This window comes from Pantoea sp. GD03673 (genome assembly GCF_029844725.1).
Lineage (GTDB): Bacteria > Pseudomonadota > Gammaproteobacteria > Enterobacterales > Enterobacteriaceae > Pantoea.
Genome location: NZ_JAOCKJ010000013.1, coordinates 22,281 through 46,576, shown reverse-complemented (window position 1 = coordinate 46,576; position 24,296 = coordinate 22,281). Strand labels below are relative to the sequence as shown.

21 protein-coding genes and 1 CRISPR repeat array are annotated in these 24,296 nt (G+C 54.4%); of the genes, 15 read left to right on the top strand and 6 right to left on the bottom strand.

Going from position 1 to position 24,296, the window contains the following annotated elements; genetic code table 11:
- Positions 1-71 precede the first annotated feature (71 nt).
- The 9 genes from N5J69_RS20145 to cas2e all read left to right on the top strand — a co-directional run bounded on the left by N5J69_RS20145 (position 72) and on the right by cas2e (position 8,662).
- Positions 72-1,265, top strand: coding sequence for a CRISPR-associated endonuclease Cas3'' (locus N5J69_RS20145; RefSeq protein WP_279772405.1), 1,194 nt, complete (start codon positions 72-74; stop codon positions 1,263-1,265).
- The gene (cas3, locus tag N5J69_RS20140) at positions 1,266-2,732 is read left to right on the top strand and encodes a CRISPR-associated helicase/endonuclease Cas3 (protein WP_279772411.1); all 1,467 of its coding nucleotides are present in this window, start codon (positions 1,266-1,268) and stop codon (positions 2,730-2,732) included.
- Positions 2,733-3,073: 341 nt separating this feature from the next.
- Complete coding sequence (gene casA, locus N5J69_RS20135; RefSeq protein ID WP_279772404.1) at positions 3,074-4,597, top strand: type I-E CRISPR-associated protein Cse1/CasA; 1,524 nt, start codon at positions 3,074-3,076, stop codon at positions 4,595-4,597.
- Positions 4,581-5,033 carry a type I-E CRISPR-associated protein Cse2/CasB gene (casB, locus tag N5J69_RS20130; protein ID WP_279772403.1) on the top strand — a complete coding sequence of 151 codons (453 nt, stop codon included), beginning with the start codon at positions 4,581-4,583 and terminating at the stop codon, positions 5,031-5,033. The genes casA and casB overlap by 17 nt, the downstream gene beginning before the upstream one ends.
- 17 nt (positions 5,034-5,050) lie before the next feature.
- Positions 5,051-6,151, top strand: coding sequence for a type I-E CRISPR-associated protein Cas7/Cse4/CasC (cas7e, locus tag N5J69_RS20125; RefSeq protein ID WP_279772402.1), 1,101 nt, complete (start codon positions 5,051-5,053; stop codon positions 6,149-6,151).
- A gap of 1 nt (position 6,152) precedes the next feature.
- Complete coding sequence (gene cas5e / locus N5J69_RS20120) at positions 6,153-6,821, top strand: type I-E CRISPR-associated protein Cas5/CasD (protein ID WP_279772401.1); 669 nt, start codon at positions 6,153-6,155, stop codon at positions 6,819-6,821.
- Positions 6,808-7,404: a type I-E CRISPR-associated protein Cas6/Cse3/CasE gene (gene cas6e / locus N5J69_RS20115; RefSeq protein ID WP_279772400.1), complete on the top strand. Its 597-nt coding sequence runs from the start codon at positions 6,808-6,810 to the stop codon at positions 7,402-7,404. The genes cas5e and cas6e overlap by 14 nt, the downstream gene beginning before the upstream one ends.
- A gap of 44 nt (positions 7,405-7,448) precedes the next feature.
- Positions 7,449-8,366 carry a type I-E CRISPR-associated endonuclease Cas1e gene (cas1e, locus tag N5J69_RS20110; protein WP_279772399.1) on the top strand — a complete coding sequence of 306 codons (918 nt, stop codon included), beginning with the start codon at positions 7,449-7,451 and terminating at the stop codon, positions 8,364-8,366.
- Between the two features lie 2 nt (positions 8,367-8,368).
- Complete coding sequence (cas2e, locus tag N5J69_RS20105; protein ID WP_279772398.1) at positions 8,369-8,662, top strand: type I-E CRISPR-associated endoribonuclease Cas2e; 294 nt, start codon at positions 8,369-8,371, stop codon at positions 8,660-8,662.
- An 84-nt stretch (positions 8,663-8,746) separates the two neighbouring features.
- Positions 8,747-9,875: a CRISPR direct-repeat array (repeat unit 28 nt; unit sequence GTGTTCCCCGCGCCAGCGGGGATAAACC).
- A 71-nt stretch (positions 9,876-9,946) separates the two neighbouring features.
- Here cas2e and N5J69_RS20100 read toward each other — a convergent pair.
- Positions 9,947-10,849: a LysR family transcriptional regulator gene (locus N5J69_RS20100; RefSeq protein WP_279772397.1), complete on the bottom strand. Its 903-nt coding sequence runs from the start codon at positions 10,847-10,849 to the stop codon at positions 9,947-9,949.
- A 105-nt stretch (positions 10,850-10,954) separates the two neighbouring features.
- On the opposite strand from N5J69_RS20100, the gene N5J69_RS20095 reads away from it, so the two are divergent.
- The 3 genes from N5J69_RS20095 to yacL all read left to right on the top strand — a co-directional run bounded on the left by N5J69_RS20095 (position 10,955) and on the right by yacL (position 15,633).
- Positions 10,955-11,464: a phenolic acid decarboxylase gene (locus N5J69_RS20095; RefSeq protein ID WP_279772396.1), complete on the top strand. Its 510-nt coding sequence runs from the start codon at positions 10,955-10,957 to the stop codon at positions 11,462-11,464.
- Positions 11,465-12,468: 1,004 nt separating this feature from the next.
- A complete protein-coding gene (acnB, locus tag N5J69_RS20090) occupies positions 12,469-15,066 on the top strand; it encodes a bifunctional aconitate hydratase 2/2-methylisocitrate dehydratase (protein ID WP_279772395.1) in 2,598 nt (865 codons plus the stop codon).
- 189 nt (positions 15,067-15,255) lie between these two features.
- Entirely contained in the window at positions 15,256-15,633 is a 378-nt protein-coding gene (gene yacL, locus N5J69_RS20085; protein WP_279772394.1) for a protein YacL, read from the top strand.
- A gap of 36 nt (positions 15,634-15,669) precedes the next feature.
- Here the strand turns inward: yacL and N5J69_RS20080 are convergent, their stop codons facing one another.
- From N5J69_RS20080 to N5J69_RS20060, 5 genes are all read right to left on the bottom strand, one after another.
- On the bottom strand, positions 15,670-16,353 hold the full coding sequence (locus N5J69_RS20080; RefSeq protein WP_279772392.1) for an SDR family oxidoreductase: 684 nt from the start codon (positions 16,351-16,353) through the stop codon (positions 15,670-15,672).
- Positions 16,350-17,546 (bottom strand): exo-alpha-sialidase, encoded by a 1,197-nt coding sequence (locus N5J69_RS20075; RefSeq protein WP_279772391.1) that lies wholly within the window; start codon positions 17,544-17,546, stop codon positions 16,350-16,352. The genes N5J69_RS20080 and N5J69_RS20075 overlap by 4 nt, the downstream gene beginning before the upstream one ends.
- A gap of 1 nt (position 17,547) precedes the next feature.
- Entirely contained in the window at positions 17,548-18,963 is a 1,416-nt protein-coding gene (locus N5J69_RS20070) for a sodium:solute symporter family protein (RefSeq protein ID WP_279772390.1), read from the bottom strand.
- Positions 18,964-19,042: 79 nt separating this feature from the next.
- Positions 19,043-19,927 carry a dihydrodipicolinate synthase family protein gene (locus tag N5J69_RS20065; protein WP_279772389.1) on the bottom strand — a complete coding sequence of 295 codons (885 nt, stop codon included), beginning with the start codon at positions 19,925-19,927 and terminating at the stop codon, positions 19,043-19,045.
- A gap of 11 nt (positions 19,928-19,938) precedes the next feature.
- On the bottom strand, positions 19,939-21,087 hold the full coding sequence (locus N5J69_RS20060) for an iron-containing alcohol dehydrogenase (protein ID WP_279772388.1): 1,149 nt from the start codon (positions 21,085-21,087) through the stop codon (positions 19,939-19,941).
- Positions 21,088-21,274: 187 nt separating this feature from the next.
- Here N5J69_RS20060 and N5J69_RS20055 point away from each other — a divergent pair, with 187 nt between their 5' ends.
- From N5J69_RS20055 to N5J69_RS20045, 3 genes are read left to right on the top strand one after another with little or no spacing between them, the layout of a single operon-like run.
- A complete protein-coding gene (locus N5J69_RS20055) occupies positions 21,275-22,534 on the top strand; it encodes a four-carbon acid sugar kinase family protein (RefSeq protein ID WP_279772387.1) in 1,260 nt (419 codons plus the stop codon).
- The gene (locus N5J69_RS20050) at positions 22,527-23,507 is read left to right on the top strand and encodes a D-threonate 4-phosphate dehydrogenase (protein WP_279772385.1); all 981 of its coding nucleotides are present in this window, start codon (positions 22,527-22,529) and stop codon (positions 23,505-23,507) included. Before N5J69_RS20055 ends, N5J69_RS20050 begins: the two co-directional genes overlap by 8 nt.
- Before the next feature lie 6 nt (positions 23,508-23,513).
- Positions 23,514-24,275: a DeoR/GlpR family DNA-binding transcription regulator gene (locus N5J69_RS20045; protein ID WP_279772384.1), complete on the top strand. Its 762-nt coding sequence runs from the start codon at positions 23,514-23,516 to the stop codon at positions 24,273-24,275.
- Positions 24,276-24,296: the final 21 nt, after the last annotated feature.

Below are 24,296 nucleotides of genomic sequence, written 5' to 3'. Positions count from 1 at the left end.
CTAAAAAATGTTTGATTTTCCTTTTGAAAGTGTATTTTAGGAAAGGGTATAAGGAGTTACATGAATAAGGAATGTTTATGGTATTGGCGAAGGATGATCTTTACCGATATTGGGGAAAGGCAAATTGTGGCAATGAGAACATCCTGACGGAATCTCATTTGTTACCTTATCACTGCCTGGATGTCGCTGCTGTAGCAGCCTACTGGTGGGATCATGCTCCTGCATTAAGAAAACAGTTTACTCAGGGAGAGAGCGAAGCAGAATATCGCGGCTGGCTACTTTTTTTTATTGCACTGCATGATTTGGGTAAATGGGATATACGATTCCAGGTTAAATGCTGGAGTGCCTGGGAAGCATTAAATAGCGCTCCCTCAGGCAAAAATGCGATTGGTAAAACGTGGGATCACGGGCAGGGTGGTCTCTACTGGTTCAGGCAAGATTTTGATGCAGATACGCATTATGACAGCGCTTTTATTACGCACGATGTGCATCCGAAAGAGCAGTGGTTTCCCTGGATGGAAGCCGTCGCAGGGCATCATGGTTATATTCATCAACATATCGATCTTATAGCATCGGAATTAGCGCTGCACTTTCAATTAAAGCCACTGGGAGAGAGAGATAAGCAGGCTCGCCTCGCCTGGCTTGACGCGCTGGCAGTCCTGTTCCTGCAACCGGCAGGACTATCACTTGATGATGATCCGCCATCCTGCTCACCTTTGCTGGCGGGTTTCTGCTCGATATCAGACTGGCTGGGTTCCTGGAGTACTGAAGAGACGTTTCAATTCCAGTCAGCGCCTGAACCTTTGCATGATTATTATACGCGCCGCTATGCTGTTGATGCACCAACAGTAATGCAGCGAAGTGGCTTATTAAGCGCGATTAATCGCTGGGGTGGAATAGCAGCCCTCCTCGATACGGGCTATCAGCCACGCCAGCTTCAGACACTGGTCGATGAGTTACCGGATGAGCCGGGCCTGACAATTATTGAGGCTCCGACAGGGTCCGGGAAAACGGAAACGGCACTGGCCTATGCCTGGCGACTATTAGCCAGTGGCTACGCCGACAGCATCATCTTTGCACTTCCCACCCAGGCAACCGCCAACGCGATGCTTAACCGGCTGGACAAGCTGGCTTCAACGTTATTTGATCAGCCTAACCTGATTCTTGCTCACGGCAACTCCCGCTTTAGCACCGATTTTAGAGCCATTAAATCACGTAGCCAAAGTGTGCAGGAAGAGGAAGCCTGGGCTCAATGCTGCGAATGACTGAGTCGTAGTAATAAACGCGCTTTTCTGGGACAAATTGGCGTCTGCACCATCGATCAGGTGCTGATTTCTGTATTACCGGTCAGGCACCGCTTTATTCGCGGTTTTGGTGTTACCCGTAGCGTACTGCTGGTTGATGAAGTCCATGCTTATGACACCTATATGCACAGCCTGCTGGAGGAGGTATTACGACAGCAGGCGAAGGCCGGGCAAAGTGCACTACTGTTATCTGCTACTTTGCCTGCATCACTGAAACAGCGCTTACTCAAAACTTACGGTAACTCAGCGACGTCATCCCCATCAGATGAGTATCCTCTGGTCATCTGGCAACATCAGGATCGCCATCTTTGCTTCGATCTCAGCGCGACTCCTGAACATTTACCGCCCGTCGTTCAGCTCAATATTGAGTGCTGTTATCTCAATGAAATGGAGCCGGATGCTGGCCTGCTTGAGCAGATGATCGTTGCCGCTGAGGCGGGCGCTCAGGTCTGTCTGATCTGCAATCTGGTTGATGTTGCTCAGCGGGTTTATCAGCAGTTGCGCGCCAGCACAGCGCTCGAAATCATCCTGTTCCATTCACGCTTCACCTTAATCGACCGGTCTCATAAAGAAGATTTGACGCTGCGCTATTTTGGCGCGTCAGGTGACCGCAGTGTCGGGCGTATTCTGGTGGCGACTCAGGTCGTGGAACAGTCTCTGGATGTTGATTTCGACTGGCTTATAACGCAGCTTTGCCCGGTAGATTTGCTGTTCCAGCGTGCCGGACGACTGCATCGTCATTCCCGTCAGTGCAGACCTGAAAGCTATCAGCAGCCGAAACTGACCGTACTGCTTCCCACCAATCATGATTACGGCAAGAGTCATTACGTTTACACCAATACGCGCGCAATGTGGCGTACTCAACAGCGGCTTGAGCAACTGGGTCAGTCAGCTCTCTGCTTCCCACAGGCATACCGGCTCTGGATTGACGATGTCTATCGTGATGAAACGGACGAGCCGGAACCTGACTGGGTTACAGAGGGACTGGAACGCTTCGAATCTGCTGAACAATCAAAACGTTATAACGCCAGGCTTTCATTGAACCAGGCAACACGCGTAACACCCTTTACCGATGACGATGTCCATATTCGCGCAGTCACTCGTGATGGTGAAATGAGCCTGCCACTCATTCCTTATGTAGAAACTGCCCGTGGAAAGCAGCTTTGCGACAGACAATATCTTAGCCAGCTATCTGAGTTTTCCCTGCCAGAGGCGCTGGCGCTTAACCGCGTTAATGTGCCGGAAGGATGGCAACGGAGATTCAGGCTTGAGCCAGATGACGAGGGTGTGGTGTGGGTAGGTGGAACGTTACACGAAGAACAGTGGATAGCAGAGACGGCTGATTACCGTCTGGTTTATTCAAAGGAAGTGGGGATGAGCATCATCCCCACTTCAACCCAAAAAGATTTGGGAACATTTGACCGCTAAGCACATATACGGTTTATCCCCATGAAGGAGGGGAACAGGTGAAGTCTAGTTGATGTTAAAAGCTGCATCAAGATTTACCTATAAGCATATATACTTCAACTTTTTTTGACTTGGATAGGATAGGTTTCTAATATGCTTAGAAATCCATCACATCGGAAGTGCATCTATGTCTCAAAAAGGCCTGCTAAACCTGTTGAAATGCATAAAAAGTATGACGCTGATTGGGATCACTACTCTGGCGTTGTTGGTTGCTATGATGGCATTGGGAATAGCTTATGTTGCTTTAACGGCCTGAAAACCAGAAGTTTTAATGAATAGTGTAAACATCAGGGAGGAACGCAATGAATTTACTCACGGATCGATGGATCCCGTCTAAACCAGTTACTGGTAATGGCGTTGAGCAGATAAGTTTAGAAACATTGCTATGTGAACCGCAGCTACGATCACTCTCTCTCCCGCGTGATGATATGGAAATGGCAGCCTGCCAGCTCCTGATTTGCATCGTGCAGTTACTCTGGCCTCCAGAGAACAGGGAACACAGTATCCAGCGCATTCAAAAACCGCTAACGAGAGAGGAATTTTTAGCAGGACTTACTGGCTGGGAAGAGAGTTTTGACTTGAACCATCCTGATCATCCATTTATGCAGGTTAAAGGTGTCGTTGCTAAAGAGACCACCGGCATGGATAAGCTCATGGTTGGCCTGACCGGTTCCACCAGCTGCGCCTTTATGAACGAACCCGGGCAGGGTGAGGCACTTTGCGGCGGATGTGCTGCCATCGCCCTGTTCAATCAGGCCGGTAATGCGCCTGGATTTGGCGGTGGTTTTAAGAGTGGTTTACGGGGCGGGGCACCTATAACCACGCTGATTCAGCAGCGGTGCCTGCGCTCCACAATATGGGCTAACGTACTCAACGCTGAGAGCCTGGAAAGGAACTACCCTGACTGGCAGAAACAGCGCTATCAGGCTTTTACCTGGCAAAAACCGATTGTCAGTAATGAAAAGATTCCGGCGCACAGTATCGGCTTGTCACGTGGTCTGTTCTGGCAGCCTGCACATATTGAACTGTCATCCCCCTCATCTGGTGGACAGTGCAGTGCCTGCGGTTCGCTGGTTTATAAACGCTACCAAAGCTTCCTTAAAGCCAAATTTAACTACACCATTGAAGGATTCTGGTTGCATCCTCATTCTCCCAGCGTTGAACAGACGAAAAAGGGAATAGCTGAAAAACGTCACATCGGTTTCACATTATCAATCCCTTGCTGGACACAGGTGGGAAGATTATTAATCTCTCAGCAGTTAGAAAAAAATCAGGAAGGCCGTCGTCCGGCACTGGTAATTGAACAAGCGCGACAGCTTGCCAACGGTAAACCTCTGTATATGAGTATTGGGGGTTATCGTAATAATCAGGCGGCCATAGTTGAGCGGCGGCATGAGGTGATGGTATTCAGCCAGGGCTGGGATCGTCATCACGATGTTATTAATGAGATTATTAATATTGGTCAGGGATATCGGCTTGCACTACGTAAAGCGCTTTATCTTTTTGTTGAGGGAATGAAGGATAGCGAAATTATCGGTTCTGGTATCCCGGTGCATGATGTGACTGAACGTCGTTTTTACCGGGAAAGCGACATCTGTATTACCCGGTTGCTGGCGACGATAAATTATGAACAGCCTTTAAAAGAACTGGAAGCGCTGCATCTTTACCTTTCTGATTTATGTAAAACGTTGTTTGAAACCGCTACCCATCCCTATGCACATCATCTGAAACTGATACAGGCTCTGGCAATTGCCCGTCGCGTATTATTCACACAGTTATCTGCTTTAAAAATGCAAGGAGAGCAAGCTGATGATCCCACCCAATGAAGCTCTAGCGCTATATAAAGCCTGGTCCAGGCTGGATAAGGGCATTCAGGCTAAATTAAGACGTGCTGACTCACCGGATAAATTACTGGGAATCCCTGATTTTTACGTATTAGCCAGCAAGTTTGGCTGGCCTGAAGAACGTTATGCATTGCAAAGAATGATCTATTGCCTTGCCACTGGCGCAATTAAACACAGTGATGATGAATCACTTACCCTGGGTAAGTCGCTGGCACAAAGTAAAAAAATATCATTAATGCGTGTAATGCAGCTTGTCCGGCAGGACTATCCCAACGATATGTTACAGCTAAGACGTATGTTAATTCATGCGGAACCTGTATTGCATTGGCCTGCGCTGGCGGCGCAACTGCAATGGTGGGGTAAACGCGAACGCCGCATGCTCATTGAAAGTTTTGTTCTCTCTTCCCCAAAAAAATAACCGTGTAAGGATACCCGATGAATAATTTTATTAACTTTCATGTTTTGATTTCTCATAGTCCATCCTGTCTTAACCGCGATGATATGAATATGCAGAAGGATGCGGTATTTGGCGGCAGGCGGCGTGTACGCATCTCCAGCCAGAGCCTGAAAAGGGCAATACGCAAAAGCGACTATTACCAACGCCATATTGGTGACTCCAGCATCCGGACTATTCACCTGGAACTGCTGCGGGATGTTGTGCATCAGAAGCTGTCAGAAAAATATCCTGCTGAAGTTATTAACACCACGCTGAGTCTGCTCAGCGGTAAAAATATTACTCATGAGGAAAAAATTGACGGCGGGGCCGTTTCGCCGTGGGTCATGGATGAAATTGACTGGTTTTGTCAGCAAATCAATGCCCCGGAAAACAGTGCACTGGGTACCGATGAAAAAAAATGGGCAAAAGCGTTAAAAGATCAGATCACAGGGTTACGCGCCACACTTGGCAGTGCGGTAGACATCGCGTTAAGTGGCCGGATGGCGACCAGTGGCCTGATGAGCGAGTTGGGTAAAGTTGATGGTGCAATGTCCCTGGCACATGCCATTACTACGCATGTTGTTGACTCTGATATTGACTGGTTCACTGCCGTTGATGATCTGCATGAAGGTACCGGTGCAGCGCACCTCAATACTCAGGAGTTCTCTTCAGGCGTTTTCTACCGTTATGCCAGTCTGAACCTGTCCCAGCTTCAGGAGAACCTTGGCGGTGCCACACGTCAGCAGGTGCTGGAGATTGCTGCTCATCTTGCCCACATGCTGGCAACAGAAATACCAGGTGGTAAGCAGCATAGCTTTGCGGCTTTCAACCCAGCGGACATGGTAATGGTTAACTTCTCTGATTTGCCTGTTTCTATGGCAAATGCCTTTGAAAAACCGGTACCTGCCAGCAAAGAGGGATTCCTGCGTCCTTCCCTTGAAACCTTTAACACCTACTGGACGAAGGTATCTCGTGGTTACGGTCTGGATGGGCCAGCGGCCCAGTTCGTGCTGGATGACGTAGTGCCAGCAGAAAGTGTAAAGCAGATGCCCAATTTGAATGCGCTGAAGCAATGGATAGGTAATAACGGCGAGGTCTGAGATGCAGGATTATTTGATTTTGCAGCTAAGCGGGCCGATGCAATCATGGGGATTGCCGACCTTTGAGGGCATCCGGCCGAGTGCGCCTTTTCCTGGCCGCAGTGGGTTGCTGGGATTACTCGGTGCCTGCCTGGGTATTAAACGCAACGATCACACATCACTGCAAAAGCTTGCCACAGGCACACGCTTTGCCGTTCGTTGTGATAACCATACTGGCTACCACTGCGTAAACATATCCGATTTTCATACCGTTAAGGACGCCAGAGAAAAGCCGGGAAGCCTTAAAATGAACGATACAATTATTACCCGACGTGAATATCTGTATGACGCCAGCTTTACGGTTGCAGTATGGACCCCGGTTTCACAGGCACCATACTATACATTGTCAGACCTTATCGACGCGGTTCAGCGCCCTCGTTATACCCCCTATCTTGGAAGACGGTGCTGCCCCCTTTCCCACCCACTTTTTGGTGCTGTTCAGCAGGCTAAAAATCCTGTTGCAGCTTTAGCTGAAGCGGCACCTGGAAGTGGGGCTATTTACAGTGAGGAGCCATTAACCGGTGATGAACGTTGTTTGTCGGTGCGTGATGAGCCCATCATCGATCTACCCCGACAGTTCGCCAGACGATCGTGGTTTGTGATTCAGGGAGACGACAATGTTCCTGAGTAAAGTGCTTGTCAGCTGGCGCTGGGCTAAAGATCCCTACCAGCTTCATCGCGCGCTCTGGCAGTTGTTTCCTGATCGTCCTCAGGATCAGCGTGACTTTCTGTTCAGAGTTGTAAGCGGTGAAGCCAGACAAGGTCTCAATGTATTGCTGCAATCGTCTCTTTTACCGCAGCAGGCAAAGGCGGCCACGGTGCTGGCAACGAAATCCTTTAGTCCGGTTTTACCGCATGGCAGATATTGCTTCCGGCTGCGAGCCAATCCTATCAGAAGCATTAAAGATGAGCAGGGACGCTTGAATGGCCGAGGGGAAATAAAAACCTGTCGGGTTCCGTTGTCCGGAGATGAAGAGTGCATGAAATGGCTGGTGCGTAAACTGGCTCCTGCAGCACAACTGGAATCTGCTCAGGTGGTTAAAGAACCGGTAGTGCTGTTCCATAAAAAAGGGATGAGCGGCAAAATTCAGACCGTCTGTTTTGATGGCGTGCTCATCATCAGAGACGCAGAGGCATTCGCTTCGCTGATCCACTCTGGCATTGGCCCTGCTAAAAGTATGGGGTGCGGATTACTCTCTCTTGGTCGGGTTTAAAACAAGGATAAAGCGGCGCGCAGCCGCTTTTACAGGATGTAATAATGACTTATGTGCCTCTGGTTCCACTTCCTCTTAAAGACCGTATTTCCCTGATTTTCCTTAAATATGGGCAGGTTGACGTCCTTGATGGTGCCTTTGTATTGGTTGATGCGTCTGGAGTGCGTACTCATATCCCGATAGGTAATGCGGCCTGTATTATGCTTGAGCCGGGAACCCGGATTTCACATGCTGCGATAAAACTGGCCGCGATGGTCGGTACATTGCTGGTATGGGTCGGCGAAGCAGGTGTACGGTTATATGCCTCAGGGCAGCCAGGAGGTGCACGTTCCGATAAGCTCCTTTATCAGGCGCGTCTTGCACTCGATGAAAATCTGCGGCTTAAAGTTGTCCGCAAAATGTTTGAACTTCGTTTTGGTGAAGAGGCCCCGTCCCGACGTTCTGTTGAGCAATTACGGGGTATTGAGGGCGTCCGCGTTAAGGGCATTTATCAGCTTCTGGCGAAGCAGTATGGCATCAGATGGCAGGGACGCCGCTACGATCCTAAAGACTGGGAGAAAGGAGATATTATTAATCAGTGCATCAGCGCGGCGACGGCCTGTCTTTATGGCATTACTGAAGCCGCGGTACTTGCCGCTGGATATGCGCCCGCGATTGGATTTGTGCACAGCGGCAAACCACTCTCATTTGTCTATGACATTGCCGATATCATTAAATTTGAAACTGTTGTACCCGCCGCATTCGAGATTGCAGCCCGCCGTCCCCAGGATGTAGAAAAACAGGTCAGGCTGGCCTGCCGTGATCTCTTCCGTACCAATAAAACTGTCGGCAGACTTATTCCTTTAATTGAGGATGTGCTTTCTGCTGGTGGTATTTCACCTCCACTACCTCCTCAGGACGCTCAGCCAATAGCAATCCCTGAATCGACTCCTTTTGGGGATGCCGGACACCGGAGTGCATGATCATGAGTATGTTGATGATCGTCACTGAAAATGTACCACCCCGGTTAAGAGGCAGGTTGGCTATCTGGTTGCTGGAAGTACGTGCAGGGGTTTATGTGGGTGATGTTTCCCGTCGCACCAGAGAGATGATCTGGCAACAGATTAGTAAGTTATCCGAAACGGGCAATGTCGTAATGGCATGGGCAAGTAATAATGAGTCTGGTTTTGAGTTTCAGACATTAGGTGAAAACAGGCATCTGCCGGTGGAGATGGATGGTATCCGGTTAGTTTCTTTCCGACCTGTTGATAATCAATAAGTTATAGCTCTTTAAAAATGTAGATAATTTGGTGGAATTTTTAATGGTGAAAAAACTATTATAATTCAGTTATATACATTTAGCGTGTTCCCCGCGCCAGCGGGGATAAACCGATACGATCGAGGTTGCCTATCTGGACGGACAGGTGTTCCCCGCGCCAGCGGGGATAAACCTCGATGCGAATGAGTCATGGCACGCTGAAGGCCGTGTTCCCCGCGCCAGCGGGGATAAACCGATTGGCGATTGCTGTCTGGCGCTCTAATGGGAGTGTTCCCCGCGCCAGCGGGGATAAACCGCAAAAGCGGCCAGTGCTGCGGATGTGCCGGTTGTGTTCCCCGCGCCAGCGGGGATAAACCCAGCTCAATGCCATATATCGCCGCGATGCGATTGTGTTCCCCGCGCCAGCGGGGATAAACCGTTAAACGGTCGATCACGGACGTTGAAAACCACCGTGTCCCCCGCGCCAGCGGGGATAAACCGCATTACCGGTGATGACTCTGCAATATTTGGCTGTGTTCCCCGCGCCAGCGGGGATAAACCGGCGATAACACCATTCAGGCCTGTTCCCGGAATGTGTTCCCCGCGCCAGCGGGGATAAACCGTTAAACGGTCGATCACGGACGTTGAAAACCACCGTGTCCCCCGCGCCAGCGGGGATAAACCGCATTACCGGTGATGACTCTGCAATATTTGGCTGTGTTCCCCGCGCCAGCGGGGATAAACCGGGCGACAACCTGAAAATCTGGCGCAATGTAATGTGTTCCCCGCGCCAGCGGGGATAAACCGCAGCCGATGTTAACGGTGATGCATCATGAGTGGTGTTCCCCGCGCGAGCGGGGATAAACCGGATGGAGTGGTGGAACCGCACGAACGCGAGATGTGTTCCCCGCGCCAGCGGGGATAAACCGATGGTTTTTATACCAACAAACTGGATCCCGACGTGTTCCCCGCGCCAGCGGGGATAAACCGGATTTGTTGGTTGCCTGGCAGGATCTGACGTTGTGTTCCCCGCGCCAGCGGGGATAAACCGGTCAGCTGTATTTCTGGGCTGAAAAGTATTTGGTGTTCCCCGCGTCAGCGGGGATAAACCGACAATCGTAATGACCATTCTGGCCTCTGATAAGTGTTCCCCGCGCCAGCGGGGATAAACCGAACTGTCATCGTCGTATCAGTACGTCGCTGACGTGTTCCCCGCACCAGCGGGGATGAACCGGGGAACGTGTGAATCATTGTTTGCGTATAATGGTGTCCCCCGCGCCATCTAAGTTAAATTCCTCCGTTCTGTCACCCACCCACCTGCTTCTCCTGTACCACCCGTTCCACAAACATCTGCGCCAGTGCTGCAATCGCGCTGTTGCCGGGCAGCCTCTCTTCATTGATAGACATCACCAGGGTACTACTGCGTCGGCGGCCCTGAAGCAGCGGCAGGGGACGGAGTTCACCGCTCTTTAAGAGCGCGGCGATATTCTGTTCCGGCAGCCAGCCATAACCTAACTGATGCTGGACGGCTTCAATCGCTGCCGAAAGCGTCGTGAATGACCAGTTCTCCGCCTGATTGCCACTCACCTCGGACTGCTGCTGTTGCTGACGATCCAGAATGGTAATGCAGGGCCAGCGAGCCAGCGTGGCAGCATTAAGCGGGGCGGGTTCACTGTGCAGCGGGTGGTCGCGATGAGCGACGGCGACGAAATCGACACTCATCAGGCTTTCGCCAGCTAACGGCTCATCGCCATATTGCGCCACCAGCCAGAGATCGGCCTGTTGTTCTGCCAGCCGGTCTGGCGTTTCGCTTCGGACAATTTCGCTGAACCAGATGCGCACATGTGGATAGCGTTGCTGAAAAACAGAAAGCACATCAAACAGCACAGGCTTAGGAAAGGTGGCATCTACCATCAAATCGATGCGCGAACGCTCACCCCGTTGCAGGGCGCTGGCCCGGGCTTCAAGAGCGCTGAATCCCTCCAGCAGTGGACGTACCTGAGCAAGTAACTGATGTCCTTCAGCGCTCAGAATGGCACGACGTCCCACCTGCTCCAGCAGTTCCATACCCAGCCGCTGTTGAAGCAGGCCAAGCTGATAGCTCAGTGAAGACTGGCTGCGGTTGTTCCTCTCTGCTGCCAGTGCAAAGCTCCCCTCCCTGACCACGGCGTCGAGCAGATACCACTGTTCCAGCGTTGTTTTGTACATGGTTACTCATCTAAAAATTGAATGATTTAGTGCTAAAAATAGCGTTATTAATCGCTTTTGTAACGCGCAATAATCTTTTCATGGAAAGCAAATGAGGAATTAACCATGAGCACTTTTGATAAACATGACCTGTCTGGCATCGTTGGCAAACACCTGGTTTACACCTATGACAACGGCTGGAATTACGAGCTCTACATTAAAAATGCCAGCACCATCGACTATCGCATTCACAGTGGCATGGTGGGTAATCGCTGGGTTAAAAACCAGCACGTTTACGTCGTTCGTCTGGCGCAGGATGTTTATAAAGTTTCCTGGACTGAACCAACCGGCACCGATGTCAGCCTGGCCGTTAATCTGGCGGATAAAATTTTCCACGGCACCATCTTCTTCCCGCGCTGGGTCATGAACAATCCGGAAAAAACCGTCTGCTTCCAGAACGATCATCTGGAAGAGATGGCAAACTTCCGCGAAGCGGGCCCGGCTTATCCAACTGAAGTCATTGATGAGTTTGCAACGCTGACCGTGATTCGGGATGTGGGCGAAAACAATGAAAGCGTGATTGACTGCCCGCCCGATCAGCTGCCCGCCAATTTTCCGGACAACCTGAAAAATTAAGCATGAACAGAAGAGGCCATGACGGCCTCTTCTGAATGACTGTTTCTGACTTACAGCGTCTGATGTGTCACTGATGAGGACGGAAAACGGATCAATCCGCAAAGGTGTTTATCGGCGGTGATCAGCACAGCGGTTTCAGTGCCAGTTCCGCCATTATCATGGACGGGGAGGGCGATATTGATCGACAACCGGTTCACCCCAGAATGCGCATCGGTTAGTCGCTTAAATGATTAACACCAGCCTCAGCCGGAACGCATCGCGATGATGCCTCTGCATCCCACTCATTTTCCGGGGCCTGAAGTGACAACATCTGTCTTTGCGGATGCTGAAATCTTCAGTGCGAGCAGGGGCGCACAACAGGAGACGCTCTGGCTAAAAGGGCAGCAGAGTTTACCCGCACCTCTGTCCGCGGTGTCATTAAGACGCGGCATAAGGTCAGCAACAGCAAGGCGCGTGCAGCCGATGGTACGAATCTGTCCCGGCCTGCCCGTGAAAGTCTGCCTCGCCCACAGTGCCAGAATTCTGAAAGATCGCGCCGTCTGGCCGGAATCTCTGCAGGAAATGAAAACCAGGCTGTAATCATCTTACGCGTAAATCACACCAGGGGGATGTACTGCCTGGCCTTGATATCTCCCTGAACGCATCTCTGCTGTAAACCCGACGCCCGCGACTTTCTATTCCTGCCAGTTATCTATTTCACTGAATCAATTCACTAAAACTGCGCCAACGCTGACCTGACCCCGCCGCTGTTTCTGTCAGATACGGTACGCTGCAAAGAGACCGGTTCAGCCGGGTCAGCTGGCTGAACCGGTATGATAAGCGGGCAGAATGGACGCAGTTGATTATGTTGTATTTTTGTAAACAGATTAACAAACAGACGAAATCCTGCTATTCTGCCCTCCGCGAAACCGGGCACCTCAACCTGGACGAGAAAGGGAAGTTTGTTCTCCATAAGTGAGCAAGGTGGTCGGAAAGCCCTACATAATGAGAGCGAGGATAACGTCGTGCTAGAAGAATACCGTAAGCACGTTGCCGAGCGTGCTGCCCAGGGAATTGTACCTAAGCCTTTAGAGGCTTCCCAGATGGCCGCGCTGGTTGAACTGCTGAAAAATCCACCTGCGGGTGAAGAAGAATTTTTGACCGATTTATTGGTCAACCGAGTCCCACCTGGCGTCGATGAAGCGGCGTATGTTAAAGCCGGTTTCCTGGCGGCTGTCGCGAAAGGCGAAGCAACCTCTCCTCTGATATCTCCTGAAAAAGCGGTTGAACTGCTCGGCACTATGCAGGGCGGTTACAATATTCATCCGCTGATTGAAGCGCTGGACGATAGCAAACTCGCCCCCATCGCGGCGAAAGCCCTTTCACACACGCTGCTGATGTTCGACAACTTCTATGATGTCGAAGAGAAAGCCAAAGCGGGTAATGAATACGCGAAGCAGGTCATGCAGTCCTGGGCTGATGCGGAATGGTATCTGTCACGCCCTGAGCTGGCTGAGAAGATCACCGTCACGGTGTTCAAAGTCACTGGCGAAACCAACACCGACGACCTCTCTCCGGCCCCGGATGCCTGGTCCCGTCCGGACATCCCACTGCACGCCCTGGCGATGCTGAAAAATGCCCGCGAAGGTATTGAGCCGGATGAGGCAGGCAATATCGGCCCGATTAAACAGATCGAGGCACTGAAAACCAAAGGCTTCCCGCTGGCGTATGTCGGTGACGTTGTCGGAACCGGTTCTTCACGTAAATCCGCCACCAACTCGGTGCTGTGGTTTATGGGCGACGACATCCCGAACGTGCCGAATAAAAAAGGGGGCGGCGTGGTACTGGGCAGCAAAATTGCGCCAATCTTCTTCAACACCATGGAAGATGCAGGCGCACTGCCGATTGAAGTAGACGTCAACGACCTGAACATGGGCGATGTCATCGACATCTATCCGTTCAAAGGCGAAGTCCGCAACCACGAAACCAGCGAACTGCTGGCCAGCTTCGAACTCAAAACCGAAGTGCTGATTGACGAAGTACGCGCCGGTGGCCGTATTCCGCTGATCATCGGCCGTGGCCTGACCACCAAAGCGCGCGAGTCGCTGGGTCTGCCGCACAGCACTGTGTTCCGTCACGCGAAAGATGTTGCGGAGAGCACCCGTGGCTTCTCCCTGGCGCAGAAAATGGTGGGCCGTGCCTGTGGCGTCGCCGGTATTCGTCCGGGTGCGTATTGCGAACCGAAGATGACCTCGGTTGGCTCGCAGGATACCACCGGTCCGATGACCCGTGACGAGCTGAAAGATCTGGCTTGCCTGGGCTTCTCTACCGATCTGGTGATGCAGTCCTTCTGCCACACCGCTGCGTATCCTAAGCCGGTCGATGTGAACACGCACCACACGCTGCCAGACTTCATCATGAACCGTGGCGGTGTCTCACTGCGTCCGGGCGACGGCATTATCCACAGCTGGCTGAACCGTATGCTGCTGCCGGATACCGTGGGCACCGGTGGTGACTCGCATACCCGTTTCCCTATTGGTATCTCTTTCCCGGCGGGTTCAGGCCTGGTGGCGTTTGCGGCTGCGACAGGCGTGATGCCACTCGACATGCCGGAATCCGTGCTGGTGCGCTTCAAAGGTAAGATGGAGCCAGGTATCACCCTGCGCGATCTGGTTCACGCCATTCCGCTGTATGCCATCAAACAGGGTCTGCTGACCGTTGAGAAGAAAGGTAAGAAAAACATCTTCTCTGGCCGTATCCTGGAGATTGAAGGTCTGCCGGATCTGAAAGTTGAGCAGGCGTTTGAGCTGTCCGATGCGTCAGCAGAACGTTCCGCGGCGGGCTGTACCATCAAGCTGGATAAAGCGCCGATTATCGAATACCTGAACTCCAACATCGTACTGCTGAAGTGGATGATTGCAGAAGGTTACGGCGATCGCCGTACGCTGGAGCGCCGCGTTGAAAGCATGGAGAAATGGCTGGCCGATCCTCAGCTGCTTGAGCCGGATGCCGATGCTGAATATGCCGCCGTGATCGAAATCGATCTGGCCGACATTAAAGAGCCGATCCTCTGTGCGCCAAACGATCCGGACGATGCACGTCTGCTCTCTGACGTTCAGGGCGAGAAGATTGACGAAGTGTTCATCGGCTCATGCATGACCAACATTGGTCACTTCCGTGCTGCCGGTAAACTGCTGGATAGCCACAAAGGCCAGCTGCCAACCCGTCTGTGGGTGGCTCCGCCAACCAAGATGGATGCGGCACAGCTGACCGAAGAGGGCTACTACAGCGTATTCGGCAAAAGCGGCGCGCGTATCGAAATCCCGGGCTGTTCACTCTGCATGGGTAACCAGGCACGTGTGGCTGATGGTTCGACGGTGGTTTCCACCTCGACCCGTAACTTCCCGAACCGTCTGGGAACCGGCGCTAACGTCTATCTGGCCTCTGCAGAGCTGGCAGCAGTGGCGTCACTGTTAGGCCGTCTGCCAACACCGGATGAGTATCAGCAATTCATGGCGCAGGTCGATAAAACGGCCAGCGACACCTATCGCTATCTCAACTTCGACCAGCTGGCGCAGTACACCGATAAAGCTGACGGCGTGATTTTCCAGACAGCAGTCTGATTCTTCACCTGGCAGCACTGAACAAGGGGCGATGATTCGCCCCTTTTTTTACGCCTGTGCATGGGGACAGAGACGATCAAAAGCTGGATTTCGCCAGACAGCCTGTAATAATGCGCGACGTGTCACACTTTACTGCGAAAACAGCGCTGACACTCTTGAGAAACGCGACGACGTTAAGAGGAACGGGCGATGGAATATGAATTTTTACGCGATGTGACCGGACAGATTAAGGTTCGTATGTCGATGGATCATGAAGCGGTCGGCCACTGGTTCAACGAAGAGGTGAAAAACGATCCAGGATTGCTGGATGAAGTGGAAGCCGCTATCGAAGACGTCAAAGGCAGCGTGCGTCAGTGGCAGCGCATCGGCAGCGAGTACACCATCCTGCTGGATGAGGAAGAGGTGATGATTCGCGCCAACCTGCTGGCACTGGAAGATGATGGCATGGAGGAGGGGATGAATTACTACGACGAAGAGAGCCTCTCATTCTGTGGCATTGAAGATTTTCTGCTGGTTATCGCCGCTTATCGCCAGTTTGTGAATCAGTACGGCAAGCCTTTACGGTAGTACCGGCCGGGCAATCTGAACCGCCCGGCCTGTTGTTCAACTCAGCGATGCACCGCCGCACATCACCAGCTGCTGGCCGGTGATCGCAGCCGCAGCAGGCGAGAGCAGGAAACCGACCAGCCCGGCCACTTCCTGCGGCTGAATGTAGCGGCCTATCGGTGGCAGACGGGGCGGTGAACTGGCCCGGCCTGGCTGTTGCAGCATCGGCGTTTCGGTGGCGCCAGGCGCGACAACATTGGCCGTAATACCGCGCGGTGCCAGCTCTGCGGCCCAGCTGCGTACCATGCCGATCATTGCTGATTTGGTCGCCACATACTGACTGCGACCTGACGCGCCGCCCGAAGTGCGACTGCCCAGCAGCACAATTCTGCCGCCCGCGCTCATCCGGGGCGCAAAATGATTCGCCAGCTGTTCAGCGGCGGCAATATGCAGTTGCCACAAGCGTGCGCTGATATTCAGATCCAGCTCCCCGAGCGGCGCGGCCTGCATCATCCCCGCAGCATGAATCACCGCCTGCGGCACCGGTAGCGTATCCAGTAAAGCCTGCAGTGCCGCGCTGTCGCTGATATCGATCTGATGGCTCTGCCAGCCCGCTCCAGCCCGGTTTATCGCCGAGCGACTCAGGCCGGTAACCTGCCAGCCCTCATTCAGCAGGTGGTTCACAATCGCCTGGCCGATGCCGGAACTGGCCCCGGTCACCAGCGCCATCCGCTCTGTCATGCATCTCCTCCCTGCACCCACGACTCCCGGACCCGCACATATTTAATGGCCTGGCGATACCAGGTGTAGGCGATATGCAGTTCGCCATTCACGCCCTGTTTGATGCTGGGATAGGAGAACTCGCGGTTGAGTTTCTGCCGGGAGTTATTGGTCATGCAGTAACCGTCGCCTTCGTCCAGATTGCGCTGCAGCGGCCAGCTTTTGCCGCCATCCGTTGAGATAGCCAGCGTCATTGGCGCACGGGGTGCGCCCCAGAAGGCGGTGCGACCGCTATGCACCACCGGCTCGGCGGCAACCGCAACGTCATCGTCCTCTTCATCATCTTCAATTTCGTCATACAGCGACAGACGCCGTTCGCTGGCCCCTTCGGCGCTCATGGCATTGAAAACCAGCGCCAGATGTCCGTTGCGCAGCGTCGTGACCTGAATAGAGGAGTTATTGTTGGGCAGCGACAGCGGCTCAGGTGCGCTCCAGCTTTCGCCCTGATCAAACGAGCGGCTCTGGTAAATGTGATCGGCCCAGCGACTGCGGTAGAGCGCCAGCAGCGAGCCATCATCCAGCAGCGTGACGTTCATATGAACGCAGCCGGTGCTTTCAGGCACGCTGACATCACGCCAGCTCTGGCCTTTATCGTCTGAGATTTTTACCGCGCTGACGTCATAGCTGCCAACCCACTTTTCGCCGGGCTGCGTCAGACAGTAAAACACCGGCAGTAACCAGTTGCCGTTGGGCAGCACGACAATCGGCTGGCGAATAAAGGTGCCGGGCTTATCCAGCAGGGTTTTGATCTCGCCCCAGCGCTTGCCGAAATCGTGAGACTGGCGATAGCGCACAATCGCGGTGTCCTGATTGCCTGATTTCTGCGCTGTCCACAACAGCCACAGCACCTGGTCCGGGTCGAGAAACAGCACCGGGTTCTGCTCTGAACGATCCGGGTCGTCAGAGAGTTTCTGTGCTTCGCTCCAGCGATTACTGCCTGCTGGCAGCCGTGAACACCAGACCGAGATATCCGCAATGCCTTCCTGCGTGCCGCCAAACCAGACGCAAAGCAGATCGCCATCGGGCAGCGGCAGCAGGTTAGCCGCGTGGTTTTGCGGGCAGGAGGAGGGCAGCATCGCAACCTGCTGCGCACTGTCCTGCGGGTGCGGCGCAAGCAGGCCGGTGCGTTCTGCGGTGACGGTTTCCTGAGTCATATTAGGCTCCACTGTTTTGTGCATTGTGTTGCGGTTGAGGCTGCGACTGGCGTGACGGGATACAGCGGTCAATCACCATAACGATGGCTGGCGTGATCAGCGCCACATACATGTTGTCGATACCGAACGGGTTACCCATCAGGAACCAGACGGAAGTGACCACGCAGGCACCAATCAGACCGGCATTGGCACCGCGTGTGCTCTTAAACCACGGCAGGTAGAACGCCATAATCGCCACCACGGTAATCGACAGCCGAATCGCGCGGGTAAAGAAGGAGAGCTTCAGCACTTCCGGGAAGAACAGGACAAACAGCAGCGGGAAGAAGCCGATACCAATTGAGATCCAGCGCGTCACTTTGAATTCGCGCTCCGGGGTCGGCTTACGGTAAGGCACGTAAAAATCTTTCACCACCAGCGAGGCGATGGCCAGCGCAACGGTACCAACGCTGACGAAAATTGAGGCCACCAGCGAGGTGGTGACAATGCCCGCCAGCCACGGTGACATATCCTGCAGAAACACCGGCAGCGCATAGAGGCTCTTAATATCGGGATGCGCAAATTTTGCCGCCACGCCAATCAGCGCCATCGCCAGACCGATAGGCAGGCAGAAGAAGAAGGCGACCCAGGTGGCGCGCTTCGCGGACTTCACATCTTTGGTGGATGAGATTGCCTGGATCACAAACTGCGTACAGAAGATCGACCCCACGGTCCCGATAAGCCAGGCCACAATGGTACTGGCCCCGACGTGACCATCCCACGTCCAGTAGAACGCCGGCATTTTCTCTATCATCGGGGCAACGCCGCCGGTCATCTTCAGCGCCACATAGAGGATGATCAGAATCCCGATGTATTTGATAGCGCTGTGCAGCAGCGTGACCCAGGCCACGCCTTTCATGCCGCCAAACGCAAAGTAAAAGGTACTGACCACTGCGGTAATAAAGGCCGCCTGCGTCAGGTCGATCTTCAGAACGGTAGATATCGCTGCTGCGCCGCTGATGTAGTTACCAACATTCACCAGCAGCAGCGCATAGATCATGATCAGCGAGATAATGTTCTTGGTCGAGCTGCCATATTTCTCCGCGATAGCGCCAGAGATCGTGATCTTTCCGGTGTTATAGATGCGTTTAACCAGAATCAGGCCAAACAGCGGGAAACCAATCGCGGCGCCAATCACCGACCACGAGGCGGCGAAGCCATCTTCAAAGGCCGCCTGTGCGGTGCCGATGGTTGATTTTGCCCCGATATACTCAGACATCAGCATGATGCCGACAATAAAGGCGGGCATGGCGCGGGAGCCTTCCATGAAGTCGCCGCTGGTTTTACTGCGCAGCCGCCAGGTCAGCCAGGTGGTGAACAGGATATAGGCGACCACCATGCCGACGATCAGTAAGGTGCTCTCAGTTGAAAATGCTTTCATCATGACCTCGATTGTTCTGGCAGATGGCGACCATCAGGTTCGTTCTCATCTGACCGATAGGGTACAAAGGCGATGGACGTTATTGCAGATAGTGGTTCACGATTTGACGGATCTGCTGCTGCTCGTCGGCGCTGAACTGCACCGCATAGCGGCTTTCACCGACGTCAAAGCCCTGCAGGCTGACCGCTTTTTTCACGGCGGCCGGTGAGAAACCGATACTGTAGAGCGCGGTACGCAGGCCGGTGACGTTCTCCTGTGCCTGATGCGAACCGGCAATATCGCCGGTACTGAAGCGCGCCCAGATGGCGTTAATCGCTTCGGGAGCCACGTTTGCCAGCCCGGAAATCGACGCGGAGCAGCCGTCAACGAATCCCTGGTGAATCAGTGAGTCGGGACCGTTCAGCACAGCAAAGTGCTCACAGTCGGCGGTGGCCTGCAGAAATCCGCGCAGGCTTTCATAACTGCCTGCTGAATCTTTAATGCCGATGATGTTCGGGTGTGCGGCCAGGGTACGAACGGTCTCTGGCTGCAGGGTATTGCCGGTACGCGCCGGGATGTTGTAGAGGAACAGCGGCACCGTCAGTGCGTCAGCCACGCGCTGATAGTGGTCGATCAGCTCCTGCTGTTTCAGCGGCACAAACCACGGCGTGATCGCTGAGACGGCATCCACGCCAAGGCGGCCAATCTGTTTGCCAAGCCGGATTGTTTCACGGGTCGAAATCTCACCGATGTGCGCCACCACCGGTGCCTGGCCGCTGACTTCATCGACGCAGGTGGCGGTGACGGCAATCTTCTCCTGCTCGTTGAGCACAAAGAATTCGCCGTTGGTGCCGCCGCAGAAGATGCCGTTTCCGGCGCTGATCTGGCGTCTGACCTGCTTACGCTGCCTCACCGGGTCAAAGGCACCTTCACGGTCAAAGGTGGTAACGATGGCGGTCAGTACGCCGTTGATTTTTTTATTCATGACAATCCTCATTACGCCTGGCAGGAAGGGAACAGTGTCAGATAGACGGCACGTACATCGTCGGCGGTGACCGTCATCGGCACGTTTTTCATCAGGCGCTGCACATCCAGCGCCGCCTCCACTAACCCGGGAAGCTGATCCGGGCCGATGCCCAGCGCTTCCAGGCTGGCAGGCAACTGCAGCCGCGCCACCAGCCCGGTGAAGTAGTCGACCAGCGCGTGTGATTTCTCCTCATCGCTTAAACGAACGTCGGCGTCAGGCAGCAGGTCATAGGCCTGAGCGAATTTGCTCACCGCTGCCGGACGGACAAAGCGCATGCAGGGTGCCAGCAGAATGGCGTTGGCGACGCCGTGCGGCAGATGATATTTGCCGCCGAGCGGATAGGACATCGCGTGTACCAGATGTGTCCCGGCATGAGCAATCGCTGCGCCGCCATAATAAGAGGCCCAGAGCATCTCCAGCCGCGCCTGCAGATTCTCTGGCTCGCGCAGGGTGGTTTCGAGACTGGCGAACAGCTTCTTCATCCCAATCAGCGCATAGTTGTCGCTGACCGGGTTGGCGACGCTGGCGGTGAAGCACTCAATCAGGTGGCAAAGCGCATCAATGCCGGTTGACGAGGCGATGTGCGGCGGCATGCTGGTGGTGAGTTCCGGCACCAGCGCCACGACATCCGGCAGCATCACCGGTGAAATAATGCCGGTTTTGGTCTCTTTCTCCGGGATCGCCAGAATCGCATTGGGTGTCGCTTCAGAGCCGGTGCCCGCTGTGGTCGGGATAAGCATTGAGCGGGTGCGGCGCTGCGGTTTTTCGCCTGCCAGCAGTGCGTCCAGCGACGGGGCAGCGTCGATGCAGAGCACGGAAAGCAGCTTCGCCACATCCAGCACACTGCCACCGCCAATGCCAATCACCATGTCGGCCTGGCGCTGCGAGAGCGCTGCCATAATGGCTGCCACATCATGCTGGGATGGCTCCGGCGGGACGCTGTTGACCACGCTGATACGCGGAATCTGATCCCGGAGCTGCCCCATCAGCGCCTGTACCGCCGGAATTGCCTCAATATTCCGGTCAGTGACCACAACCGCTGTCGATATCCCCTTCAGCAGATAGCGCATGTCGTGTAGCGCCTGATAACCGCTGATCACCGTGCTGTTAATGTTCATGTCATACCCTTATTTCTGTCGTGTCTGAGCAGATGATTAAGTTTGCTCAGCGCAATGCGAAGTCAGTCACTCTCTGTGGCTAATTTTATAAGGCATATCGATTTCGATTAATTTGAACTTGCTCACATATAATCAATCATGATTGAATATAATCAAATGCAGTGGCATTAGCCTGACAGGAGTAAGGATGGGCTCATCAAGATGGAAAACCCCGGTACTGGTCATCGCCGATGATTTCACCGGTGCCAACGACGCAGGCAGCGGACTGGCACAGGCCGGAGCCCGTGTGCATGTGTTATTTGGCACCGGGACGCCGTTGCCCGACGAGACGGCAGATGTGCTGGTGATCAGCACTGACAGCCGGGCTGTCAGTGCCAGCCAGGCTGCAGAGCGTGTGACTCAGGCAGTGCAGCATTACGCGGCCCAGCTTCAGCAGGGCTGGCTGTTTAAAAAGATCGACTCCACGCTGCGCGGCAATACAGGTGCTGAAACCGTGGCTGCGCTGCAGGCCAGCGGCAAAACGCTGGCACTGGTGGCACCTGCCGTGCCGCGGCTGGGCCGCACCACGCGCGACGGCAGCGTGTGGGTTAATCAGCGTTTACTGACGGATACCGAATTTGCCAGCGATCCGAAAACGCCGATCCTCAGTGCCCGCGTGATTGATCAGATGCAGATCGACGGCACGGAGATCGATCTCGCCACGCTGCGCAGCGATCGGCTGGATGCGGTATTAGCGGCGGCGCACGGCGTGGTGGTGGTGGATGCTGAAAATGAAGAAGACCTGGCGCGACTCATCGCTGCTGCGTCCCGGCTGGCAGAGAAGCCTCTGCTGGCAGGGGCCGCCGGATTAAGCGATGCGCTGGGCGCAGCGCTCTCTGTTCGCCCGTCGCGGCCCGTGCTGGCCGTGGTGGGATCGATGAGTCATCAGGCCGGGCAGCAGATCGCAGCACTGCGCAGACATCATGCTGTAGAGATTGACGACGTCGATATCCGTCAGCTGTTTCAGCAGCCCGCCTGGCCTGACCGGGCGTGCTGGATCGCCCAGGTGGCGGCTGCACTGCGTGCGGGTCGCCACACGGTGATCCGCACCTGCCAGCATGAATCCCAGCGTCACGAGATCGATCATCTCTGCCAGCAGCACAGCGTGACGCGCCAGCAGCTGGGCGAGGCAATCTGCCAGCAGCTGGGCGACATGACCTTTCACCTGTGCCGGGCACAGCTGCCGCATGCGCTCTATCTGTCAGGCGGCGATGTGGCGATTGCCGTCGCCCAGGCGCTGGGGGCCAGCGGCTTTAAAATTCAGGGTCTGGTGGCGGGCTGTGTTCCGCACGGGGTTCTGCTTAACAGTGAATTTACTCTGCCGGTGATGACCAAAGCGGGTGGCTTTGGTGATGAAAATACGCTGGTAGCAGCCATTGGTTTTATTGAGGAGAAGTCGAGTGAGTAAAATTATTGCGATCACCATGGGCGATCCGGCGGGCATCAGCCCGGAAATCATCATCAAAGCGCTGTCTGAAGGTGAGCTGAACGGCATCCCTGCCGTGGTAATTGGCTGCGCCAGCACGCTGCGCCGCATTATGGCGATGAACATTACGCCTCAGGCCGAACTGCGGGTGCTGGACCGGGTAGCCGATGCGCGTTTTGCACCCGGCATCATTAATGTGATCGATGAACCGCTGGCCGATCCCGACGCGCTGAAACCTGGCGTGGTGCAGAAAGAGGCGGGCGATCTGGCGTGGCGCTGCGTGAAGCGTGCCACTGAGCTGGCGCTGGCGGGCGAAGTGCATGCGATTGCAACCGCGCCGCTGAACAAAGAGGCGATGCACGCGGCAGGCCATCTCTATCCGGGGCACACCGAACTGCTGGCGCACCTTACCGACACCAAAGATTACGCTATGGTGCTCTACACCGATAAGCTGAAAGTCATTCATGTCACGACCCATATTGCGCTGCGTAAGTTCCTCGACACGCTGAATCAGACCCGGATTAAAACGGTGATTGGTATGGCGGACACGTTCCTGCGTCGCGTCGGTTATCAGGCTCCGCGTATCGCCGTGGCGGGGGTCAATCCGCACGCCGGTGAGAACGGCCTGTTTGGCGATGAGGAGATCACCACTGTCGCCCCCGCGATTCAGGCGATGAAAGCGCAGGGAATAGATGTCTCCGGGCCGTGTCCGCCTGACACGGTGTTCCTGCAGTGCCAGGAGGGGCTGTATGACATGGTGGTGGCGATGTATCACGATCAGGGGCATATCCCGCTCAAACTGCTGGGCTTTTATGATGGGGTAAACATCACCGCAGGCCTGCCCTTTATCCGCACCTCTGCGGACCACGGCACGGCATTTGATATCGCCTGGACAGGTAAAGCGAAGTCTGACAGCATGGCGATCTCCATTAAACTCGCGATGCAGCTCGCATAGGGAAATATGAAGGTACAGAGCCGTCTTGACCAGATTATGGATTACCTGAAAAGCCATAATCTGGTGACTGTTGAGCAACTGGTCAGTGCGATTTCCGCCTCACCCGCCACGATTCGACGTGATTTAATTAAGCTGGATAACGAGGGCGTGATCAGCCGCAGTCATGGCGGTGTCACCCTGAATCGTTTCATTCCTGCCCAGCCGACTACGCTGGAGAAAATGCAGCGTAACCTGGCCGAGAAGCAGGCGATTGCGGAGTGTGCCGCCAGCTTTGTCCGGGCGGGAGATGCGGTCGTGCTGGATGCCGGCACCACCATGCTGGAGCTGGCACGTCAGCTTACGCATCTGCCGCTGCGGGTGATCACCGCCGACCTGCACATTGCGCTGTTTCTGTCTGAATTTAAGCAGATTGAAGTGACGATTATCGGCGGCAGGATAGATGATTCCAGTCAGTCCTGTGTGGGTGAACATGGACGGCGGTTGCTGCGCAGCATCAATCCCGATATCGCGTTTGTCAGCTGTAACTCCTGGAGCCTTGAGCGCGGCATTACCACGCCGACCGAGGAGAAAGCGGGACTGAAACACGATCTGCTGGCCAATGCGGCGCGCCGGGTTCTGCTGGCGGACAGCAGCAAGTATGGTTCCTGGTCGCTGTTCTGTGCGTCACCGGTAGATGATCTGACGGATGTGGTCACGGACAGCCGCTTAGATGACGCGGTCTGCCGCACGCTGCGCGAGCGCGGCATTGCGCTGGCCCTGACTGCCTGACACACACGCACAGGCTACCGG

Excerpts from the sequence above, each read along its gene's own strand:
- cas7e (WP_279772402.1), top strand. The coding sequence starts at position 5,051 with ATGAATAATTTTATTAACTTTCATGTTTTGATTTCTCATAGTCCATCC.
- N5J69_RS20095 (WP_279772396.1), top strand. The coding sequence starts at position 10,955 with ATGAGCACTTTTGATAAACATGACCTGTCTGGCATCGTTGGCAAACAC.
- N5J69_RS20045 (WP_279772384.1), top strand. The coding sequence starts at position 23,514 with ATGAAGGTACAGAGCCGTCTTGACCAGATTATGGATTACCTGAAAAGC.
- N5J69_RS20065 (WP_279772389.1), bottom strand. The coding sequence starts at position 19,927 with ATGAATAAAAAAATCAACGGCGTACTGACCGCCATCGTTACCACCTTT.
- cas2e (WP_279772398.1), top strand. The coding sequence starts at position 8,369 with ATGAGTATGTTGATGATCGTCACTGAAAATGTACCACCCCGGTTAAGA.
- cas1e (WP_279772399.1), top strand. The coding sequence starts at position 7,449 with ATGACTTATGTGCCTCTGGTTCCACTTCCTCTTAAAGACCGTATTTCC.
- casA (WP_279772404.1), top strand. The coding sequence starts at position 3,074 with ATGAATTTACTCACGGATCGATGGATCCCGTCTAAACCAGTTACTGGT.
- N5J69_RS20080 (WP_279772392.1), bottom strand. The coding sequence starts at position 16,353 with ATGACAGAGCGGATGGCGCTGGTGACCGGGGCCAGTTCCGGCATCGGC.
- N5J69_RS20145 (WP_279772405.1), top strand. The coding sequence starts at position 72 with ATGTTTATGGTATTGGCGAAGGATGATCTTTACCGATATTGGGGAAAG.
- yacL (WP_279772394.1), top strand. The coding sequence starts at position 15,256 with ATGGAATATGAATTTTTACGCGATGTGACCGGACAGATTAAGGTTCGT.
- casB (WP_279772403.1), top strand. The coding sequence starts at position 4,581 with ATGATCCCACCCAATGAAGCTCTAGCGCTATATAAAGCCTGGTCCAGG.
- N5J69_RS20075 (WP_279772391.1), bottom strand. The coding sequence starts at position 17,546 with ATGACTCAGGAAACCGTCACCGCAGAACGCACCGGCCTGCTTGCGCCG.
- cas5e (WP_279772401.1), top strand. The coding sequence starts at position 6,153 with ATGCAGGATTATTTGATTTTGCAGCTAAGCGGGCCGATGCAATCATGG.
- N5J69_RS20060 (WP_279772388.1), bottom strand. The coding sequence starts at position 21,087 with ATGAACATTAACAGCACGGTGATCAGCGGTTATCAGGCGCTACACGAC.
- N5J69_RS20055 (WP_279772387.1), top strand. The coding sequence starts at position 21,275 with ATGGGCTCATCAAGATGGAAAACCCCGGTACTGGTCATCGCCGATGAT.
- cas6e (WP_279772400.1), top strand. The coding sequence starts at position 6,808 with ATGTTCCTGAGTAAAGTGCTTGTCAGCTGGCGCTGGGCTAAAGATCCC.
- N5J69_RS20100 (WP_279772397.1), bottom strand. The coding sequence starts at position 10,849 with ATGTACAAAACAACGCTGGAACAGTGGTATCTGCTCGACGCCGTGGTC.
- N5J69_RS20070 (WP_279772390.1), bottom strand. The coding sequence starts at position 18,963 with ATGAAAGCATTTTCAACTGAGAGCACCTTACTGATCGTCGGCATGGTG.